Source organism: Amycolatopsis orientalis, assembly GCF_000943515.2.
Taxonomy (GTDB): Bacteria; Actinomycetota; Actinomycetes; order Mycobacteriales; family Pseudonocardiaceae; genus Amycolatopsis; species Amycolatopsis orientalis.
This window is the reverse complement of record NZ_CP016174.1, coordinates 3857534-3877047: the sequence shown is the minus strand read 5'-3', so window position 1 is coordinate 3877047 and position 19514 is coordinate 3857534. Positions and strand designations below refer to the sequence as shown.

The 19514-nt window shown below is 69.2% G+C and carries 18 protein-coding genes; 13 read left to right on the top strand and 5 right to left on the bottom strand.

Annotation, left to right across the window (positions count from 1 at the left end):
• Positions 1–53 precede the first annotated feature (53 nt).
• Entirely contained in the window at positions 54–1298 is a 1245-nt protein-coding gene (locus tag SD37_RS17095) for a serine hydrolase domain-containing protein (RefSeq protein WP_256376592.1), read from the bottom strand.
• Between the two features lie 631 nt (positions 1299–1929).
• Complete coding sequence (locus SD37_RS17090; RefSeq protein WP_044850576.1) at positions 1930–2403, bottom strand: hypothetical protein; 474 nt, start codon at positions 2401–2403, stop codon at positions 1930–1932.
• 230 nt (positions 2404–2633) lie between these two features.
• On the opposite strand from SD37_RS17090, the gene SD37_RS17085 reads away from it, so the two are divergent.
• From SD37_RS17085 to SD37_RS17055, 7 genes are all read left to right on the top strand, one after another.
• Complete coding sequence (locus SD37_RS17085; RefSeq protein WP_052674831.1) at positions 2634–3512, top strand: VOC family protein; 879 nt, start codon at positions 2634–2636, stop codon at positions 3510–3512.
• Between the two features lie 3 nt (positions 3513–3515).
• The gene (locus tag SD37_RS43760) at positions 3516–4748 is read left to right on the top strand and encodes a carboxylesterase/lipase family protein (RefSeq protein WP_044850577.1); all 1233 of its coding nucleotides are present in this window, start codon (positions 3516–3518) and stop codon (positions 4746–4748) included.
• Between the two features lie 184 nt (positions 4749–4932).
• On the top strand, positions 4933–5916 hold the full coding sequence (locus SD37_RS17075; protein ID WP_044850730.1) for an Lrp/AsnC family transcriptional regulator: 984 nt from the start codon (positions 4933–4935) through the stop codon (positions 5914–5916).
• A gap of 155 nt (positions 5917–6071) precedes the next feature.
• Positions 6072–6536: a hypothetical protein gene (locus SD37_RS17070; protein WP_044850578.1), complete on the top strand. Its 465-nt coding sequence runs from the start codon at positions 6072–6074 to the stop codon at positions 6534–6536.
• Between the two features lie 38 nt (positions 6537–6574).
• Complete coding sequence (locus SD37_RS17065; protein WP_044850579.1) at positions 6575–6943, top strand: hypothetical protein; 369 nt, start codon at positions 6575–6577, stop codon at positions 6941–6943.
• A complete protein-coding gene (locus SD37_RS17060; RefSeq protein ID WP_065912862.1) occupies positions 6940–7959 on the top strand; it encodes a hypothetical protein in 1020 nt (339 codons plus the stop codon). The genes SD37_RS17065 and SD37_RS17060 overlap by 4 nt, the downstream gene beginning before the upstream one ends.
• Positions 7960–8032: 73 nt before the next feature.
• The gene (locus tag SD37_RS17055; protein ID WP_167369646.1) at positions 8033–10972 is read left to right on the top strand and encodes an AfsR/SARP family transcriptional regulator; all 2940 of its coding nucleotides are present in this window, start codon (positions 8033–8035) and stop codon (positions 10970–10972) included.
• Between the two features lie 60 nt (positions 10973–11032).
• On the opposite strand, the gene SD37_RS17050 is transcribed toward SD37_RS17055, so the two are convergent.
• Positions 11033–11434, bottom strand: a complete 402-nt coding sequence (locus SD37_RS17050) for a hypothetical protein (RefSeq protein WP_145926645.1) — start codon at positions 11432–11434, stop codon at positions 11033–11035.
• 273 nt (positions 11435–11707) lie between these two features.
• Between SD37_RS17050 and SD37_RS17045 the strand changes: the two genes are divergently transcribed.
• Both SD37_RS17045 and SD37_RS43160 read left to right on the top strand, forming a co-directional pair.
• Positions 11708–12109 (top strand): hypothetical protein, encoded by a 402-nt coding sequence (locus SD37_RS17045; protein WP_052674834.1) that lies wholly within the window; start codon positions 11708–11710, stop codon positions 12107–12109.
• Positions 12110–12394: 285 nt separating this feature from the next.
• Entirely contained in the window at positions 12395–12571 is a 177-nt protein-coding gene (locus SD37_RS43160) for a hypothetical protein (protein WP_167369645.1), read from the top strand.
• 93 nt (positions 12572–12664) lie between these two features.
• On the opposite strand, the gene SD37_RS17040 is transcribed toward SD37_RS43160, so the two are convergent.
• On the bottom strand, positions 12665–14329 hold the full coding sequence (locus tag SD37_RS17040) for a helix-turn-helix domain-containing protein (RefSeq protein WP_044850582.1): 1665 nt from the start codon (positions 14327–14329) through the stop codon (positions 12665–12667).
• A 286-nt stretch (positions 14330–14615) separates the two neighbouring features.
• Between SD37_RS17040 and SD37_RS17035 the strand changes: the two genes are divergently transcribed.
• Entirely contained in the window at positions 14616–15515 is a 900-nt protein-coding gene (locus SD37_RS17035) for an RICIN domain-containing protein (RefSeq protein WP_044850583.1), read from the top strand.
• A 145-nt stretch (positions 15516–15660) separates the two neighbouring features.
• Positions 15661–16956, top strand: a complete 1296-nt coding sequence (locus SD37_RS42005; protein WP_083254994.1) for a hypothetical protein — start codon at positions 15661–15663, stop codon at positions 16954–16956.
• A gap of 55 nt (positions 16957–17011) precedes the next feature.
• Here SD37_RS42005 and SD37_RS17025 read toward each other — a convergent pair whose 3' ends face one another.
• Positions 17012–17875: a LysR family transcriptional regulator gene (locus SD37_RS17025; protein ID WP_044850584.1), complete on the bottom strand. Its 864-nt coding sequence runs from the start codon at positions 17873–17875 to the stop codon at positions 17012–17014.
• 93 nt (positions 17876–17968) lie between these two features.
• Here SD37_RS17025 and SD37_RS17020 point away from each other — a divergent pair, with 93 nt between their 5' ends.
• A complete protein-coding gene (locus SD37_RS17020; protein WP_044850734.1) occupies positions 17969–18706 on the top strand; it encodes an SDR family NAD(P)-dependent oxidoreductase in 738 nt (245 codons plus the stop codon).
• Between the two features lie 72 nt (positions 18707–18778).
• Positions 18779–19447, top strand: coding sequence for a 3-oxoacid CoA-transferase subunit B (locus SD37_RS17015; RefSeq protein ID WP_044850585.1), 669 nt, complete (start codon positions 18779–18781; stop codon positions 19445–19447).
• The last annotated feature ends 67 nt before the right edge of the window (positions 19448–19514 follow it).

Genomic DNA, 19514 nt, shown 5'->3' with positions numbered 1-19514 from the left:
GGGAGAAAGGGGAAGAAGACGGCCTCTCGGGCCGTACGGCGGCGCGACCGCCTTCAGTGCCTCACCCGCTCGGCGAGACGGCCACCGACCTGCAAGGCGGTGACGCGTCCGGTGCGGGGATCGCGGACGATGCGGCCGCAATCGGCCCGCTGTCCGGTGGCGGGGTCCGGGACCGACATCGTCCCGCAGTCGTAGAGGGCCAGGTCGCGGTGGACTTCACCGTCCACCGTGAGGCAGACGACGCCCTCGGTGTCGGTCTCCACGACGTACTCCAGCTCCCCGTTGCGGTAGCCGCCGCGGCTCTCGGCAGGCACGGTGACCCGGCGGGCGCGCTCACCGCGCGCCCGGTAGTCCGGGATGTCGAGGCCGAGTGCGCGCAGTTCCCGCAGCACCGAGGACCACAGTGCCGCTCCGCCGACGGCGTTGGTGGTCAACGCGACGACGGTCTGTCCTTCACCGTCGACGCGCAGGCGGCAGGACGTGCCGTCCGCCGTGCCGTCGTGGCCCAGCCACGTGGTGCGCTTGCCATGGAACCGGGCCAGCCCCAGCCCCCAGCCGTCGGCGAGGCCGAAGGGTTCGGCGTCGCCAGGGGCGTACATCTCCCTCGCGGTCGCCTCGTCGAGCAGACAGGGCTTGCCCAGATGAACCTGCCCGAACTTGATCAGTTCGCGGGCGCTCAGTGCCAGGCCGCCCACGGGAGCCAGCACCGGTGCCAGCATCTGCTCGACCACCCGGGGCCGGGCTCCGGGACGACCGGCGTGTCCTTTGGCTGTCGGCTCCCGGCCCGCGCAGCCGATGAAGGCGGCGTCCATGCCCAGCGGGCGGATCAGGATCGTTTCGAGGGCTTCCTGCCACGGCATCCCGGTCGCTTCTTCGATGAGCATGCCGACGAGGGCGTAGCCGACGCTGGAGTAGGAGAAGGCGGTGGCGGGAGCGCAGACCAGCATGTCCGGGCGCAGCCAGCCGAGCAGGTCGCGGCGGCTGGAGCAGTGTTCGGCGGGGTCGGAAGGCAGGCCGCTGGTGTGCCCGAGCAGCTGCCGGAGAGTCAGCAGGCCACCCAGCTCACTGCCGCGCAACTCCGGGAGGAACTCGCCGATGGGCGTGTCGAGTTCGAGATCGCCGTCGGCGACCAGGAGCATCGCGAGCGTCGCGGTGAAGGCCTTGGTGATGGACCCGACGGGCACCGTCGAATCCGCACTCATCGGCCGGTCACCGTCTTCCACCCCGGCCTCGGCCACCGAGAGTTCGTCGCCGTGCCACACCGCGAGCTGGGCTCCCGGCACCTGGTGCCGCTGGATCAGTGAACTGAGGACCCCGGCCAGCCTGCGTGGCGGGATGGGGCGGATCGACTGCCTTCCGGAGGTTGCGGGAACACACGACTCTGCCACTGACGAAAACACTTAACTGACCTTCCGAGCACGTCAACTGCCACGGGAAAAAAATCGCACGTACCAATGACCGCTGTGGCGCACTGAAAAGTTCGCCGCGCATCATTCTCGCCAAGAGACGTCTCACACTTTGCCCACCCCGCTCGGTTTTCGATACCACCAAGTGGACCAATCCGAAAAACAAACGAAGATCGTATCGGCTCGCAATCAATAGGCACAGAATTGTCATGATCGCAATTCGAGCGCCGAAATCGAAATTGGCCGCCGGTCAATTCCATGTTGTGGAACCGCGGCACAGTGGGTCTTGAACCACGGCCCGACCTGCGGTATTGCGCCACCATGACCGGTGTCGGACGTCGTCACATCGGAAGAAAATTCGCGAATTCTCCTTCGGTGCGTAAAGTCACCTCGTCAGCGCGTAACGAAAACCGGACGGAATGTCTCCACGCCCGAGCGGGCGCGTTATACCCAGAAAACAACCATTCAAACGTCCGACCCGGAAGTAGTTTCCCCGGCGGCCACATTCAAGCGGAGCCGGGGGTTACGCCGTGTGGGCCGAATCCAGCTCTTCGATCCTGCGTACGGACCGACGGTGCCAGTGTGCCGCCTGGAGATCGGCGTTGTGGCCGGCCGCTTGCCGGAAGAGGGCGAGGGCCAGCTCTGGTTCGCCCGCTCCTGCGGCCACCTCGCCGAGGAAGTGGTCGATGGAGCCCCAGCAGAGAATGCCCGAACCGTTGGTGACCGCCCGTCCCGTGTACGGCAGCAACCGTTCCAGCGCGTATCGGCAGGAGGCGGTGTCGCCGCACAAGGCCCAGATGTAGGCGCAGGACCAGCTGGAGCTGCCGTCGTGGAACTCGGCCAGCTGACAGCCCGAGCCGAGAGTCTCGGCGCAGACCGCGTTGCCCTGGCCCTGCGAGGTCAGAGGGGTAAGGCAAACGTGACGCGTGGCGGCCGAGTCGCACCCTGGCCTGGTTCGCGACCGCGGGTTCCGTCGCCAATTCGTGGCGACGGCCATGACGACACAGCCGTCGCGGGCCGACCCCGAGCTTGTCCATGAAGGAATCGGGACATTGAACGTCCCAATTCCTTCATGGACGCGGGCGCCAGACACCTGCCGACTCGCCGTGCCTCTGCGCGACACAGCTGGAGAGGGATTCCACCACCTCGCGCCCGGCTATGTCGGAATCCACCAGTCGAGCCTCGGTAGCTGGAAGAACCTAAGGTGGCGGCAGCAGCCTGTGGGACATGACCGATCATGACATCGACAGGATCGACCACTCCGTCCTCTACACCACCGACATGGACGCCACCGCGGCGACCTACGAGGCGCTCGGCTTCACCCTCAGCCCGTTGTCCATGCATACCGGCTCCGATCGCCCCGGCGGCAAGCGTAAGCCGATGGGCGCCGGCAACCGGTGCGCGCTGTTCGGCCGGACTTACCTGGAACTGCTCGGACTTTTCGGGGACGGCTCGGTCGACCCGTGGAACATCCGCCCGCTGATCGCCCAGTACGAGGGCCTGCACGGCTGCTCATTCGGCTGCGCGGACGCCGCGGCCGTCGAGGAGAGACTGCGCAAGGCGGGGCTTTCGTCGTCCGGGGTGCTGCCGCTGCAACGGGACGTGGAGACCGCCGACGGGGTGGCGACCGCGCGGTTCCAGGCGGTTCACCTCGACCGCGCAAGCACTCCCGAAGGGTTGATCCACATCGCGCACCACCTGACACCCGAGCTGATCCATCAGCCTCGCTACCTGGACCACGCCAACGGCGCTATCCATCTGCACAGCGTGTTGCTGGTGGTGGACGACGCCGAACTGGAGGCGACGGTCGCCCGCTACGCCCGCACTCTGGGCACCGAACCAGTGGCCGAGGGGCCGCTGCGGGTCCTTCCCCTTCCGGCGGGGCGAATGGACATCGTCGCGGTCTCCGTTTTCGGGGAGGTTCTGCCCGGTGAGCCGGTGCCCGCGCTGCCTTACCTCGCGGGGCAGGCCGTCGCCGTCAAGGACGTCAGTGCGGCCCGGACGCTGGTGGCAGGCAACGGATTCACCGTCCGCGACATGCGGGGCGGGTTCTTCGTCGGCGCCGGTGAGGCGCGCGGTGCGGCCATCGCCTTCCTGGATGCCTGACAGATGACCGACCTCGTCCACGTGTCCGGCGGAGCGCTGCGCGGTGTTTCCACCGGCCCTGCCGCGGCTTTTCTCGGTATTCCGTACGGCAGCGCGGAACGCTTCGCCGCGCCGCAGCCGGTCCCCGCCTGGGAGGGGGTGCGGGACGCCGACCGCCCGGGGCCGGCCGCCCCGCAACCACCCTCCCGGCTGGAACGGGTCATGGGACCGGGCAGTGACCTGGCCCAGGCCGAGGACTGCCTGTTCTTGAATGTCTGGACCCCGGGCGGCACCGGACTGCCGGTGCTGGTCTGGCTGCACGGCGGCGGCTTCTCCAGCGGTTCGGGCGCGGAGGCCTGGTATGACGGGACACTCCTGGCCGAACGCGGCGGGATGGTGGTCGTCACGGTCAACTACCGGTTGGGCGCCCTGGGGTATTCGTACCTGTCACCGGAGTTCGCTCCGGCCAATCCCGGCCTGCTCGATCAGCTCGCCGCGTTGGGCTGGGTACGGGACAACATCGGCGCGTTCGGCGGCGACCCGGACCGTGTCACGCTGGCCGGCCAATCCGCCGGTGCGCTGTCGACGCTCGCCTTGCTGGGCCACCCCGCCGGTCCTGGCCTGTTCCACCAGGTCATCCTGCAGAGCACGCCGACCGGAGTCGAACCCTTCAGCCCACCGGAAGCAGCCAGGATCGGCTGCCATCTGCTGGACATTCTCGGCCTGTCCCCCGACGAGACAGCACAGCTGCGGACCGTGCCGGTTCCCCGCCTGCTGGCTGCTCAACAGGAACTCGCACGGCGCATGGCCGCGCCGCTCACCGTGACCCCGCCGTTCCAGCTGGTCGCCGAGGGCGGCGTACCCGCCGATCTGCTCGCCGGTGTCCCCGACGACCTTCCGGCACTGATCGGCACCACCCGCGACGAGGCCTGGGCATTCTTCCCCGGCGCGCCCGCGGACCTGACCACGCGGCTTTTCGCCGACGGCAGCCGGAAACTGGCCCGGCAGGCCAGTCCGGCGTTCGCCTTCCAATTCGACTGGGCACCACCCGGCAGTCCTTTCGGCGCCTGCCACTGCGTCGAGCTGCCGTTCGTGTTCGGCGGCTTGGACGCCTGGCATGCGGCGCCGATGCTGGCCGGCGCCGACCCCGCCGATCTACGGCGGCTGGTGGACCAGGTGCAGCGTGCTTGGACGGGTTTCGTCCACACCGGCTCACCCGGTTGGCCGTCGTTCCCGTACGTCAGGCACTTCGCCTAGGCCGTGTCCTGTGAGTCTGTTCGATGGGCTTCGTGATCCAGGTGGTTCCTGGCGGTGCGGGCGGATCGGCCTCGTACCGGGTCGTACTCGGCCGCATCCGCCCGTACCGTCAGGGACCATCTGGGCGCGAAGACCGCGAACAAGACTTGCAGGACACGGCCTAAGGCCAACTACCGTGACGCTGGTGAGCAATCCGGTACTGGACGAGCTTGACCGCTCGATCGTCCACGCGCTGCACATCGACGGGCGCGCGTCCTTCAGCCGCATCGCGTCGGTGCTGGGCGTGTCAGACCAGACGGTCGCGCGGCGCTACCGCAGGCTTCGGTCCGCCGGATCGCTCAGGGTGATCGGGCTGCCGAACGCCCGGCGGCTGGGCTGGGTGGAATGGTTCGTCCGGGTGCAGGTGACACCCGACGCGGCGGTGCCCGTCGCCGACGCGCTGGCTCGTCGGCCGGACACTTCCTGGGTCTGCCTCACCTCCGGCGGGACACAGATCTGCTGCGTCACGCGAGTGCGCAGCTCGCATGAACGCGACGCGCTGCTGCTCGGGCAACTGCCCAGGACCCCGCGGGTCACCGGCGTCACGGCGCACTGCCTGCTGCGCGTCTTCGCCGGTGGCCCGTCCGGCTGGCACGGCAGAGCCGATTCGCTGACGCCCGAACAGGTCAGCGCCCTCGCACCCGAACCACCCGGCGAACGACAAGGGCGGGTCGCGCTGCAGGACGGCGACGAGCGGATACTGGCCGCTCTGGCCCGCGACGGCCGCACAACGTATCCCGATCTCAGCAAGGCGACCGGCTGGTCGGAGATGACGGCCAAACGCAGACTCGCGCAACTGCGGCGGTGCGGCGCGCTGTTCTTCGACGTGGACATCGATCCGCTGCTGCTGGGAGCCGAGACCCTCGCCATCCTCTGGCTGACCGTCGATCCAGCCCGGATGCGCTCGACGGCCGAGGCCATCGCCGCGCATCCCGAGGTTCCCTTCGCCGCCGCCACCACCGGCCCGACCAACCTGCTGGTCTTCGCGGCCTGCCGCGACGTGGACTCCCTGTACGACTTCCTCGAACGCGGAATAGGAAACCTGCCAGGGATCCGCCAGCTGGAGAGTGCACCGGTCATCCGGAACAGCAAGCGTGTCGGTGAGACCCAGGCACCCGGTTCACAGTGAGGGGCCATGAGGCAGCCCATCGAAAGTCCTATGTGGACATCTTTCCGCCGGTGACGTGGCCCGCGGGCATTACCCGCCAGGTAATCGACGGTGTTCCTCTTCGACAGCAGAATCGGTTTCACCCACGAACGCCCGGTTCAGCGAAGGAGAACAGCATGATTTCCCCTGCCATCACCGATGAAAACGTCACCGCTCCGGCCGGCTTCCTGCGGCGGGCACTTATGCTGGACGCGCTCGTGACCAGCGGGAACGGCCTCCTGTACCTGCTCGCGTCCGAACCGATCGCCGAGTTCTTCGATATGCGGACCACCCCACTGCTCGTCGTCGGCGCATTCCTGGTGGCGTACGGAATCATGGTCGCCGCGACAGCGAGGCCATCGCGGCCGGCACCGTGGCCCACCAGGCTGGTGATCGAGGCGAACATCGGCTGGGCACTGGTCAGTATCGTCGCTGCCGTGTTCGGCTGGCTCGGGACGAACCCGATCGGCACCGCATGGACGGTGGCGCAGGCGTGCGTGGTCGCCGGCTTCGCCGCGCTGCAGTGGGTCGGCCTGAACAAACTGCAGGCGCGGACGGGCGGGTCAGCCGTGGATCAGCGGGCGGTAAGGACTCCTTCCTAACCTGCTGGGCAACCGACCAGCCGAGGGGGTTGCCGACCATGCCGGATTTCGAAGTGGAGCTGACCGAGCTGCATCAAGCGGCCATCAATCTCGAGAAAGGAGGCGACGCCGTCCTGAGCGCCTGGTCCGGCACCGGGAAGGCCGACATACCGGATATCCCGCTGCCGGCGAGCGTCATCCCCCGATCGGACGGGAAGGGGCACTACGCCGTGCCCAAGTCCGAAGCACCGGACAACGCGTTCGGCCGCCAGCTGGGCTTCGTGGATGTCGCCCGCGCCTACGACGAGTACCGGGTGGAGCTGGAAGGTCAGCTCAGAACGCTGGGAGACCACACGGTCGACCTCGCCGAAGCGTTGCGGAAGGTGTCCGAGCTGTACCGCGCCGCCGACCAGGGGCTGAGCCGATGAGTTTCTTCGATGACCTGCTCGATCCGCCGTTCAACCCTGACGAGATCGACCCGGACCTGCATGACGCTCTAGGGTCGATCATCGAGAATCTCGAACTCCTGGACCACTCGACCATGCAGGGATTCAAGCGGGTCCACCCCGACGCCCGCCAGGAGGTGACGTCGCTGTTCCGCGATGTGTCGGACACCGATGTCAGGCAGCTCGAAGAGCTCATCGAAACCCTGCACCGCACGTGGTACCGGCTGGGCAACGATTACCCCGCCGATTTCAAGGTGGCGATCGACCAGCTCGCGAACTGGTCCGGCACCGGCGCCACCGCGGCCAAGGAGCGCATCGTCCGGGCCAACGAAGCGATCGGGATCAGGGTCAGTAATCTCAGCCGGCTCGAGGCCGGGGCGGTGGCCGCACACGACATCGCCGTCGCGGCCAGGGAGGACCTGAAGAAGCTGGCCGAAGCCTTCGAGGAGTCGGTCAAGCAGTTCGCGGCATCCCAGCACACAAAAGCGAACGTGGGGCTGAAGGTCCTGTCGGCGGCCCTGGGCGGGGCCGCCACGGGCCTGCTCGGACTGGCCCTGGCCCCGCCGACCGGGGGGATCACCCTCATCGCGGTCGGCGCCACCGGGGCGACGGGTGCCGCGGGAGGAATGCTGAGCGCGGGGTTCGCGGAGATGTCCGCCGATCCGGTACAGCTGGCAGGTGGCTCGCCGCTCGAACTCTCCGAGTCGCTGATGGAGAAGCTCACCAAGATGCGACTCGGCATGGAGCACGCCAATGGGGAGGTCGCGGCGAAGCTGCGGCAGCTCACCGAAATGGCGAGAGGGGACGAAATGCCCGAGCCGCTGGACCTGGTCCCTGGCGGGAACTTCGACCCGGTGACCTTCCGGACCGACGAAATGCCCGCCGCGCTGATCCAGAAGTTCCAGGAAGTCCGGCATCCCCAGGGCATCGCCGACGGCATCGCGCCCATGGACCCGGGCAGCACGGTCTCCCGCCGGCTGTCGGGCCTGGCCGGGTAGCGAGTGCAAAGTGTTTCCCGGCAAGAGGAACTGACCGAAGCCGGGCACAGTCGACACCCTTATGGATATCGGTGTGCTGGGCCCGGTGGAAGTCACCAAGGACGGCCGTCACGTCCCGCTCGGCGCGGCTCGACTGCGCTGTGTGCTGGGCTTGCTGGCCCTCGAAGCGGGCCGGGTCGTGCCGACCGAGCGGGTCGCGGAAGCGTTGTGGGGCGAGCGTCCTCCGCGCAGGCAGGCCAATTCGATCCAGGTCACGGTCTCGAAGCTCCGCCGGGTGCTCGCGGGTGGGGCGGCCATCACCCGGCGCGGCCAGGGCTATCTGCTCGATGTCGACCCCGGCGCCGTGGACCTGCACCGGTTCCGGAACGCGGTGACGAGGGCCGGCGCGCTCGGCGCGGGGCAGGACGTCCGGGCGGAGGCGATCCTCGCCGACGCGCTGCGGCTGTGGCGGGGCCGTCCACTCGCCGACGTCGACTCGGAGCTGATCCGCCACCGGCTCGTGCCGCCACTCGAACAGGAATGGCTCAGCGCCCGGCTCGACCACGCCGAGGTGACCCTGCGCCTCGGCGGGCATGCCAAAGCGCTGCCCGAGTTGACCGCGCTGGCCCGGCAGCATCCTCACCAGCAGCGACTCGCCGCGCAACTGATGCTCGCGCTCTACCGCGACGGCCGACCCGACGACGCTCTGTCGGCCTACCGCCGCCTGCGGGCGGATCTGGGGCAGCACAGTGGACTCGAGCCTTCCCGGGAGCTCCGGAAGCTGCACCAGGACATCCTGCGCGCCGATCCGGCACTGGATCCGACCGCCACCGAGGCCGCCCGCGTCACCCTGCGCGCGGTGAAGCCCGCGCAGCTGCCGCTGGCCGTCGCGGAGTTCACCGGCCGGGACGCGGAGGTCGCCCGGCTGCTCGGTCACGCGCGCGCCGGGTCGATCTCCGCACTGGCGGGACAGGGTGGCGTGGGCAAGACCGCGCTGGCGCTCCAGGTCGCGCACGAACTGGCGGCCGAGTTCCCGGACGGGCAGCTCTACGTCAACCTCGGCGGCGCCCGGCCCGGCCCGCTGGAGCCGTCGAAGGCGCTGGTCGGGCTGCTCTCCGCGCTCGGCGTGCCGAGCGGGCATCTGCCGGACCGGCTGGAGGAACGCTCGGCACTGTTCCGCAGTCTGCTCGCGGGCCGCCGCCTCGTCATCCTGCTGGACGACGCGGCGAGCGAAGCGCAAGTGCGGCCTCTGCTGCCGGGCACGCGCTCGGTGGCCGTGCTGGTGACCAGCAGGACCTCCTTGCTGGGACTGGAAGGCACCCGTCACTTCCGGCTGGACGTGCTCACCCGCGGGCAGGCGGTCGGACTGCTCGCCAAGGTGGCCGGTGCCACCAGGATCGGCGTCGAGCCGGAAGCGGCCGCGGAGCTGGCCGGGCTGTGCGGCTACCTGCCGTTGGCCGTCCGAGTGGCGGCGGCCAGGCTCGTCGCCCGGCCGCGCCTGAGCGTTTCGCAGCTCGTCCGCCGCCTCTCCGACGAACGACGCCGCCTGGACGAGCTGGTGGCAGGCGACCTGGCCGTGCGGGCCAGCTTGCGGCTGAGCTACCAGGGGCTGGCCCCGCGGCTGCGACACGCGTTCCGGACCTTCGCGCTGCTCGGAGTACCCGACTTCGCCGCATGGGCGGGCGCCGCGATGCTCGGCGTGTCCGCGGCGGAGTCCGAGGAACTGCTCGAAGCGCTCGTCGACGTGCACCTGGTCGAAGTGTCCCATGTGGACACAACAGGACGGGCGCGATACCGGTTCCACGACCTGACCCGGTTGTTCGCCAGGGAATGCGCGTTCGAGGAGGACGACGAGGCGGTCCGCGCGGAGTCCCTGCGCCGGGTGATCGGCTGCTGGCTCGCGCTGGCGGACGAGGCGAACCGGCGCCTCCCCCACCAGGTGCTGGACTTGATCGGCGGGACCGAGCCCCGGCCCGAGCTTGCCGAAGGCTGCACCCGGGAGCTGCTCGCTGATCCGATCGCGTGGTTCGACGCGGAACGCACCTCCCTGCTCGTGCTGGTGCGGGACGCCGCCGAGGCGGCCTGCCCGGCACCCGCGTGGGAAGCCGCCCAGATCTCCGCCGGCTACCTCGCGATCCGGAACCTGCGCGACGAATGGGCCGAGACGAACCGGTCCGCGCTGCGAGCGAGCATCGCTGTGGGCGATCGGCTGGGCGAAGCGGTGACACTGCGAGGCCTCGCCCTGCACATCTTGCCGGTGGACCACCGGGAAGCGCATGAGCACGCCGCCGCGGCGCACCGGCTGTTCGCCCGGCTCGGCGATCGCCGGGGCCAGGCGGACGCACTGCGGCTGCGCGGCGCCGCACTCCGGCTCGCCGAGCGACCGGACGAAGCGATGGAGTGCTTGCGAAACGCTGTCGAGACCGCGCACGGCGAAGCATGGGTGAGCACTGTGAGCGCTTTGCTCCTGATGGCGCTCATCCACCGCGACGCCGGACGGCTCGACGAGGTCGCGCCGTGCCTGCATCGGGCGAGGGCACTGGCCCGGCGGCTCGGGGACGACCCGAGCGAGGCGTTCGCCTGGCTGCTCGAAGGCTCGGTGCTCAGCACCCAGGACAAGACCGGCGCCGCGGTCGCCGCTTTCGAACGGGCGCTGGCGTTGTTCCGCGCCCTCGGCCACCGGGCGACCCAGGCCATGACGCTCGTCTACCTGGCTTGCGGCTACACCCGCCAGGGTGACGTGCGCGCCCAGTCCCTGCTCGACGAAGCCCTGCGGTTGGCGAAAGAGCGCGGTCCCGAGCCGACCGGCTCGATGGCGGTCGGCGCGCTGGTCCGCTTCGTCTTCCCCAGCGCCGAGTTCGAGCGCGCCCTGGCGGTCCTCGTGGCGACCGTGCGCCGGGACAGGCCCGCCAGCGTGGGCCTGGTACCCGAACTGTTCCGCGAGCTGGGTGACTCCTATCTGGTGATGGGCGAACCCACGAAAGCCGACGATGCCTGGGAGCGGTCCCGGCATCTCCTGGCGACCGGGTTGTGACGATCTCCGACGAGGCCAACCGGCCGACGGTGATCCGCTGGACACACTCGGGAACCGCGTTCACGACAACCAACCCACGACGCCCGGCTCTCCCGGAAGCGACCATCGACCGCCGGGCCATTCGGCTGCCGCCGGGCGCCGGCCGAGCAAGGTCTTCCTGAAGAGCAGCTCAAGCTCCCCATCGACCAATGCCCGCGTGAACGACGCGAACTCTTCGACGTCCTCCGGCAAGGCCTCGTCCACTTCGAACGGATCCAGATCGTCGAGGAACACTTCCCCGGCGCTTCCGGTCATGCGTAGCTCCAGGCTCGGCGCGCCGGAGACGACCGGCTCAAGCCGGGCGACCGTCTCGGCATCATCATGGTCGACGGCGAACGAGACCGTACCGTCCTCGATCAGCCCCTGGTAGGCGGTTCTGATCATCCCCACGAACCGGTCCGCTGATGGTCGCGAGTAGCTCATCGTCCTCCCTTGACTCCGCGGTACAGGTACGAAATCCGGAGAAGCCGGTCAGTGTACGGAGGGAAAGCGCTGTCAGCCGCCGAAGTCGGCAAATCCCGGGCCCACAAACGTTTTTTCCCGTCAGACACTTACGGGTGCCTTTTCGTATTCGATATTCGTTCAGTGGTCCACTCAGTGGTATGAGCCGGTTCGATTCAGCCGACTTTGTTCCGGCGGTTCGGTTTCGCCGGCAGGCCGGGACTCGCTCTTCAACCTGATTCAGGAGTTCCGCTCATGAACATGAACCTCTCCCGTCTCGCGGCCTCGTCCTTCGCCGTCGGTGTCCTCGCGATGCTGACCATGGCACCGATCAGTGCCGCCGCGTCCACTACGAACCTCGCACCGGCGAACGCTCCTCCCGCCGGTTGCGCCACCGCCATCGCCGCCGCGGTCGACACCGCGAACTCGGCCACCGCCGCCGCGGCCAACGTCGCCGACTCGGCCGCCGCTGCCGCCGCCGCCAAGGCGTTCGCCGAGGGCGTGCTCACCGGGACACCGGCCGCGATCAACGACGCCGCCGCCAACCTGGGCGCTTTCACCACGGCTGCCGCCACCGCCGCGGCGGCGAGCGCGGCCGCGCACGCCACGGCCGCGAACGCCACCATCGGCGTCATCGTCGCCTGCGTCAAGGCGTAGTAGAAGTTCGGGCCCGTCACGTGAGAGCTCCTCACCTGACGGGCCCGTCCCCGTGCCGGGACCGGCGAATCCCTCCGAGTCACGGAAATCCCGTCGTCGATCACCCATGCGGCCCAAGCCGGACCGAGGTGACCACGCGCCTGGATCTGACGTCGTTTCAGGAAACCACCGCGCCGGTGCGGCGAGCACTGCCATGCTCTAGCCGACATCGGACACCGGATCCAGGGAGTCATCCATGATGAACCGGACAATCAGGCTCTTGGGCACGAGCTCGCTCCTCGTCGCATGCGCCACCCTCGCGGCACCGGTACCTTCCGGATCAGGATCGACTGCCGGACGCCGGGACAATCCAACACCTACCCGCGCACCGGGATCTGGGCGCACCCGGGACTGCAGAAGAGCACCATCTGGTGCTACTCCGGCGACTTGGCGTCCGGCAAGACCATCAACTACGGCACCTGAGCCGCCTGAACCTGTAAGCGCTTTCTCAAGGAGAAGTCGAGTACGTGCCCGGTACGGTTCTTCTGCCGAAGAGGCAGGTGTCATGTGCGGTGCTCAACGCCCCGCCGGGTCCGACACGACCAAGACGGGTTCTTCGCTCACGGCGATCGGGTCGCCCGGCTGCACGGGCTCCTCGGTCCCGTCCAGACGGTGCAGCCGCCGGGTGCCCGCGCTCGCCGTCAGAGTGGCGGCTCCCCGATCGGCCCACACGACCGCGGCGTCGTAGGTGCGTTCAGGCTCGATCACGGTGAACTCGCACCTCCAGACGTTCTCCGGCAGGCCCGACGGCGTTCCCTGGCCGCACGACCGGCTCTGGGCACGGTGTAGCCAGCGTTGCAGCACTTCCACCGCGAGCGCGGCCGCCGTGGGTGTTCCGCCGACCGGCTGCAGCACGATCGGCACCCTCGTTCCGCCCCAGTTGTAGAAGTACATGCGTTCGAGGTTGACCTTGCGCGCGTAGAGGCCCACCAGGAAGAACCGGACGGCGTGGTTGCGCGCGGTGACCTCGTCGAGCGGCGCCTGGGTCGCGATCGAGTACGTCGTCCCGGTGTTCCACAGGCGCGGGTGGACACCGGCCTCGTGCATGACCCGGTCGATCGTCGCGGTCAGCTCCAGCATGGACTCCGGCGGATCGCTCGCGCTCTTCTGGAACAGCTTGACACTCGCGACGTCGCACTGGTCGTACCCGTTCAAGTCCGCGAAGCGCCGCAGGAAGGAAACGCCTTCCGGTGTCCACAGCTGGCCCATGCCCGGACACACCACCGTCGCCCCCGGGTCGCGCGACCGGATGATGGCGGCGGCCCGGCGGGTCATGTCGACCAAGGTTTCCACGGTGCCCGCGAAAAAGCGTCGGTCGTTGGCCAGTACCCACAGCTCGTAGGCGTCGATCCGGCCCCGATAGCGGTTCACCACCGAGCTGACGAACAGCTCCCAGTCGGCCAGGTCGACGGGCGGGGCCGGGGTCCCCTCCGGGTACGGTCCGGCCGGGCCGTTGGGGCTGGCCCACCTCGGAGTCCCGCCGAAGACGAACAGGGACGGCAGGTCCGCCTCCTCCGCGCCTGTCACCAACCGGTCGAGCGTGGCCCAGTCGAACTCTCCGCGCAGGCGCTGGACTTCCGACCACCTTGTCCCGCCGTCCCAGAACCGGACGGCGCCGACGTGGAACGACGGCATCCTTCCCGTGGCGCTGTTGATCGTGACCCCGAAGAACGTGCTCGGCACCGGCGCCGGTGGCAGCTTCCACGCCGGCCCGCCGATCCGCTGCGCCTGCGCGTCCTCCGCCGGGCCCGAGCCGGCCGTGCTCGACACGAGGAGGAAGGCCAGGAACCCGGCCATCGCCGTGACGATGCCCGGCACCAGCCATCGTCGCCGTCGGCGGGGGAAGCGTGCCGGTTCGGCAGGTGCGTGCCGGGGTTCCGCTTCGGATGGAACAGGTGCCGTCTCCGGGACGGCTCCTTCGGCGACCTCCCCCGCGGGTGCCGTGGCGCGCAGCCACAGACGGTGCAGCGCGACGATCTCATCCCGGCTCGCGCCGCACGTCAGCGCGATGCGCTCCACGACGCCGAACTCCTTCGGCGCGCTCAACCCCGTGCAGTACCGGTGCACCGCGGACTTGCTCAGGTGGATTTTCCGGCCGATGCCCGAATAGCTGTGCCCGCTGCGCGCCTTGAGCTCTTCCAACCGGTTGCCCAAGTCCCGATAACGCGCGACGCCGGCCATGGCCCTCCCGTCCCGCGACATCGTGGTGCACCAGTTTAGGTGAGTGACGAACCCGGGAAAGACGCTGTTCGTCGGCAACCGGAAATCCGTTCGCGGGTCATTCCGGCCCGTCCCCGGACCTGGCGACGACGCAGGTCAGACCGGCCGGGACGTCCCATCGTCCCGACCCCGGACGACGCCGTTGCCGGGTGCGGTGCCCGCGAGGAGAGTGACCGGCGGGACCGTGGTGGCGGCACGGGGAGATCGCCGCACCTGACGGTCCCTTCCGTTGGGAGGAGCAACTGTCATGACCTGGTTTCACCATTCATCCGCGTCGCCCGCGCGGCGATGGGTCATCGCCGCGGTGCTGGCGATGACGGCTTGGGCGTCCATCGGCCTGGCGGCCCCATCCGCGGCCACGGCCTCCGCCGCGGCCGATCCCGAGTGCTCGCCGGTGCCTGGTCCCATCGAAGACCTGTGCAGTGCGACCAAGAACAAGACCGACAAGGACATCACGGTCGCGAGGAAATTCTGCGGAGACGACGACGCCGGAGGGCCATGCTCGTACTCGGACCCCGAGCTGGACTTCAAAGTGCTCGGCAGCGGTGCCCGGACGCCCTTCGATGAGGACTGGGACGCGTTCTTCGTACCTCCAGGATGCGTCTTCAGCGGGAACATCGACATACGGCTCGGCCCTGTCGACCGTGATTTCAGGGTGGCCGCCGACAAAGACGGCTTCTGGTTCCACGTCCCGCGTACCGCGATCTATGAGATCGAGCAGATGGCCTGTGCCCATCTCAACGACCACGTCGTCCGCCTCCGCAACCAGAACTCGGGACTCTGCCTGCTGGCCCGCAACACGCCGGGTGAGAACGCGGTCATCCAATACCCGTGCGGCGCGTACGCGGACCAGCGCTGGCAGATGCCGGGCCAGGGCGTTGGCCGTGTCCAGCTTCGCAACCTCGAGTCGCAGAAGTGCGCGGCCACGCGCGGCACCGGCGAGTCACCTGGTACCGCGACCACCTGTGGCTCCCACTGGATGGACCAGATCTGGCACCGCGAACTCGATGCCCCGACGGGGAACTACCGCTTCCGCAACGTCAATTCGGGCCTGTGCCTGGTCGTTCGCGGCACCGCGGCCGAAACCCGCGCACTCCAGTCGACCTGCGGCAACTGGGCCGATCAGTTGTGGAACGAGCTGGCCTGACTCGCTCCCCCGATGGTGCCGCGAGCGTCGGCCGCGGCACCATCGGCCGATCGCCGACGTCAGGACGCTGAGCCGGTCCACAGATTCAGCGACGGTGGCGATGCTCGGTCCGGCTCTGACAAGACGTTCGGGCAGGATGGGGGACGTGGACGCGACACTGAAGAAGGCGCTGGAAGGCATAGCGCGGAATCCCGCTGCTCCGCTCGAGGTTCTGCTTCGCCTGGTGCCCGTGGCGGCGCATGAGATCGCGTCGCGGCGGGAGGACAAGTCGCCGGAGCTGGTCGAGAAGCTGCTCGCGACCGGCGACTCGCTCGGGTTGGAAGATCCGGCCGTACAGCTGGAACTCATCCAGCACTCGATCGACAGGCACATCCCGGTCTCGGCGTCCGACCTCGCACTGTACGCCGGGGAGGATCTGTCCACACTGGCCACGCATGCGGACCCGAACGTCCGGGCCGCTCTTGGCCGCGCCTGGGATTACCGCATGCCGGAGGATGTCCGCCGCGCGTTGCTCTCCGATCCGGATCCCGGGGTGCGCGAAAGCGTCGCCGGCTATCCCCACGGCGACGCACCCGAGGATCTCCATCAAAAGCTGCTGGCTGACGAGGCCACCAGGGAGAGCGTCGCGTCCTACGCCACTTTGAGCAGGGATATCGCCGAGGAACTCGTGGCCGCCGACAACGAAGAGTTGCGCGCCGAAGTCGCCAAGAATCCGAGCCTGCCCACCGACCTGCGGGATCGGCTGGCCGAGGACCCGAGCGCGTTCGTACGGGCGCACGTGATCCTCCGTCAGGACCTGTCCGAGGACAGGCGCCGCGAGCTGCACCGAGACCTGTGCTCCGCCGCCGAGGGGCCGTGGAGTGCGGAATCGTTCGCGCTGACAGTGCTGAACGCGAGCGCTGTGCCGTGGGTTTCCTTGCTGCCATTGGCAGAACGGCTGTCCTATCTGGACTCCCCGATTCACTGTTTCCGTGCGGAAGTCGCGGCGAGTCCCGATCTGCCGCCGGAGGTCGTGGCCGCCCTGCACGACGACAAGGACGTCGGGATCCGCCGATTGGTCGCGCACCGCCCGGACACTCCCGGCGACGTCCTCGAGCGACTGGTGGCCCAGCACGGCGAGCACCCGAAGCACCGGCCGCTGATCGTCGACCACCCGAACTTCCCACCGGAGGCCTTCATCCGCTTCGCCACGCATTCCGACCCGCGACGGCGATCGATCGCGCTGAAAGGTCCCGACCTGCCGCTCGAGATCCTGGCCGAGCTGGCCACCGACCCCGACGACCAAGTCCGCGCGGATGTGGCCGGTCACCTCAAGACCCCGCCGGAGATCCTGCGGGCACTGATCGAAGACAGAGACCTGAGCGTCTGCGCGGCCGCGGGCGCCAACCCCAGGCTGCCGCGGCAAGTCATGCTGGACCTGCTGGGCAAGGCCGGGTTGTGAGCGACCCGAGCACAACGGAAACGCGGCACCGTCCCGGCACACGCTCCACCCGGGGCTACAGCTCGACGGCCGTGCGGATCAGCTGGGCGAGGGTGCGGGAGCGGCTGTGCGGGGGCCAGGCAATGTGGGTGATGACGGGAGGCGCGTCGGTGAGGGGTACGGCGGCGTGTTCGGCCCATAGCCAGGTGCGGGAGGAGTCGGGGCAGATGGCCGCGGCGCGTCCGAGGGCGATCAGCTGAGCGAGTTGGGTCTGGTCGCGGACCTCGGGGCCGGGGCCCGGAGGGTAGGTGCCGTCACGGGGCCAGCGGGCGAGCGGAAGGTCGGGGACATCGGTGACATCGGCCAGGGACAAGGTTTTGTGCGCGGCGAGCGGGTGCCCCGCGGGCAGGACGGCGATCCGTCCCTCGGTCAGTAGCTCCTCGCTGTCGAACCCGGCGAGGGAGTTGAACGGCGTCTGCATGAGTGCCACATCGGCGCGGCCGTCGCGCAGCAATTGTTCCTGTTCGCCGATACCGCACGGCAGCAATTCGATTTCGGCGGCGCCGGGCTGGGCCGCATAGGCGTCGAGAAGTTTCCGCAGCAGCTCTTGGGACGCGGCGGCCTTGACCGCCAGTATCAGGCGATCGCGGGTGCCCTCGGGACGATCGGCGCCACCGGCGCGGCGGGTGCGGCGTGCGGCGGCGGCGGTCGCGTGCAGGGCCGCGCGCCCCTCGTGCAGCAGGACTTCTCCGGCGCCAGTCAGCGAAACGCCGCGGCGGTTGCGGTCCAGCAGCGAGACGCCGAGGCGCCGTTCGAGCCGCTGGATCGCCCGGGACAGCGGCGGCTGGGCGATGCCGAGCCGCTCCGCGGCGTGGCCGAAGTGCAGTTCCTCGGCGACGGCCACGAAATACCTCAGCTCGCGGGTCTCCAGGGTGTCCATGTCCAGAGCGTACTTCCGGTGATACCCCGCGAGTATCACCGGACGCCTTATCGGTGTTGGTCACGTCTCCGTCGGTGAGTGAGCATCGATCCCGTGAACGAAACGAAGATCGCACTGGTGACCGGGGCGAACAAGGGAATCGGGTACGAGATAGCGAACGGTCTGGGCGCCCTCGGATACCGCGTGGGCGTGGGAGCCCGGGACGAGGCCCGGCTCGAGACCGCCGTGGAGAAGTTACGCGCCGCCGGGGTGGACGCGTTCGGGGTGCCGCTGGAGGTGACCAGCGACGACAGCGTCGCCGATGCCGCGGAACTGGTCGAACGGCGGGCCGGGAGCCTGGACGTCCTGGTCAACAACGCCGGGATCTCGGGAGAGTCCGGTCCGGGATGGGTGCAGGACCCCACCACGCTCGACCTCGGCGTGGTCCGCACGGTCGTGGAGACCAACGTCCTCGGCGTCATCCGCGTGACCAACGCGATGCTGCCGCTGCTGCGGCGCTCCCCGTCGCCGCGCGTCGTCAACGTCTCCAGCAGCGTCGGCTCCCTGACCCTGCAGGCGGACCCGGACATCGACATCGGCCCCGTCATGGCGGCCTACGCGCCGTCGAAGTCGTTCCTCAACGCCGTCACCGTGCACTACGCCCGGCAGTTCGCCGGTACGGGCATCCTGATCAACGCCGCCTGCCCGGGCCTGGTCGCGACCGACTTCACCGGCTTCCACGGACCCCGCTCCCCCGAGCAGGGCGCGGCCATCGCGATCCGGCTCGCCACGCTTCCCGGCGACGGCCCGACCGGTTCGTTCTTCTCCGACGACGGCGCCGTCCCCTGGTGACCCCGGCCCTGCCACCATCCGGCCGTGGCGGCGCCGTGGCTACTTCTGGCAGCTGAAGAGGACGACGCGCTGATGCCCTGGACCCGCGACCAGATGGCCGCCCGCGCCGCGGCCGAACTCACCGACGGCAGCTACGTCAACCTCGGCATCGGCCTCCCGACGCTCATCCCCGCCCACGTCCCCGGCGACATCCACGTCGTCCTGCACTCCGAAAACGGGATTCTCGGCACCGGCCCGTACCCCACCGAAGACCAGGTCGATCCCGACCTGATCAACGCGGGCAAGGAAACCGTCACCACCCTCGCCGGAGCGAGTTTCTTCGACTCCGCGCAGTCGTTCGGCATGATCCGCGGCGGCCACATCGACATCGCGTTCCTCGGCGCCATGCAGGTCTCCGCACGCGGCGACCTCGCCAACTGGACCATCCCCGGCAAAAGGATCAAAGGCATGGGCGGGGCGATGGACCTCGTCCACGGCGCCCGGCGCGTCATCGCCCTCACCGAGCACACCGCCCGCGACGGCAGCCCCAAGATCATCGAGGACTGGACCCTCCCCCTCACCGGCCGCCGATGCGTCAGCCGGATCATCACCGATCTGGCCGTCCTCGACGTCACCCCCGACGGCCTCCGCCTGGCCGGTATCGCACCGGACGTCACCGTCGCCGACGTCGAGAAGGCCACCGGCGCCCCCATCACCGTCCCACTCGACGCATCCCTCCGAGCGGCGACGGGAGCCCCATGACGGTCCGTCTGAACATCGACATCCACTCCGTGCACCGGGACAGCGCCACAGAGGACTCGACGATCGT

Coding starts and splice junctions, on each gene's coding strand:
- SD37_RS17090 (WP_044850576.1), bottom strand. CDS start 2,403: ATGGCCGTCGCCACGAATTGGCGACGGAACCCGCGGTCGCGAACCAGG.
- SD37_RS17015 (WP_044850585.1), top strand. CDS start 18,779: ATGCCCTGGACCCGCGACCAGATGGCCGCCCGCGCCGCGGCCGAACTC.
- SD37_RS17045 (WP_052674834.1), top strand. CDS start 11,708: ATGAACATGAACCTCTCCCGTCTCGCGGCCTCGTCCTTCGCCGTCGGT.
- SD37_RS43160 (WP_167369645.1), top strand. CDS start 12,395: ATGCGCCACCCTCGCGGCACCGGTACCTTCCGGATCAGGATCGACTGC.
- SD37_RS17070 (WP_044850578.1), top strand. CDS start 6,072: ATGATTTCCCCTGCCATCACCGATGAAAACGTCACCGCTCCGGCCGGC.
- SD37_RS43760 (WP_044850577.1), top strand. CDS start 3,516: ATGACCGACCTCGTCCACGTGTCCGGCGGAGCGCTGCGCGGTGTTTCC.
- SD37_RS17025 (WP_044850584.1), bottom strand. CDS start 17,875: ATGGACACCCTGGAGACCCGCGAGCTGAGGTATTTCGTGGCCGTCGCC.
- SD37_RS17085 (WP_052674831.1), top strand. CDS start 2,634: ATGACCGATCATGACATCGACAGGATCGACCACTCCGTCCTCTACACC.
- SD37_RS17060 (WP_065912862.1), top strand. CDS start 6,940: ATGAGTTTCTTCGATGACCTGCTCGATCCGCCGTTCAACCCTGACGAG.
- SD37_RS17065 (WP_044850579.1), top strand. CDS start 6,575: ATGCCGGATTTCGAAGTGGAGCTGACCGAGCTGCATCAAGCGGCCATC.
- SD37_RS17040 (WP_044850582.1), bottom strand. CDS start 14,329: ATGGCCGGCGTCGCGCGTTATCGGGACTTGGGCAACCGGTTGGAAGAG.
- SD37_RS17050 (WP_145926645.1), bottom strand. CDS start 11,434: ATGAGCTACTCGCGACCATCAGCGGACCGGTTCGTGGGGATGATCAGA.
- SD37_RS17035 (WP_044850583.1), top strand. CDS start 14,616: ATGACCTGGTTTCACCATTCATCCGCGTCGCCCGCGCGGCGATGGGTC.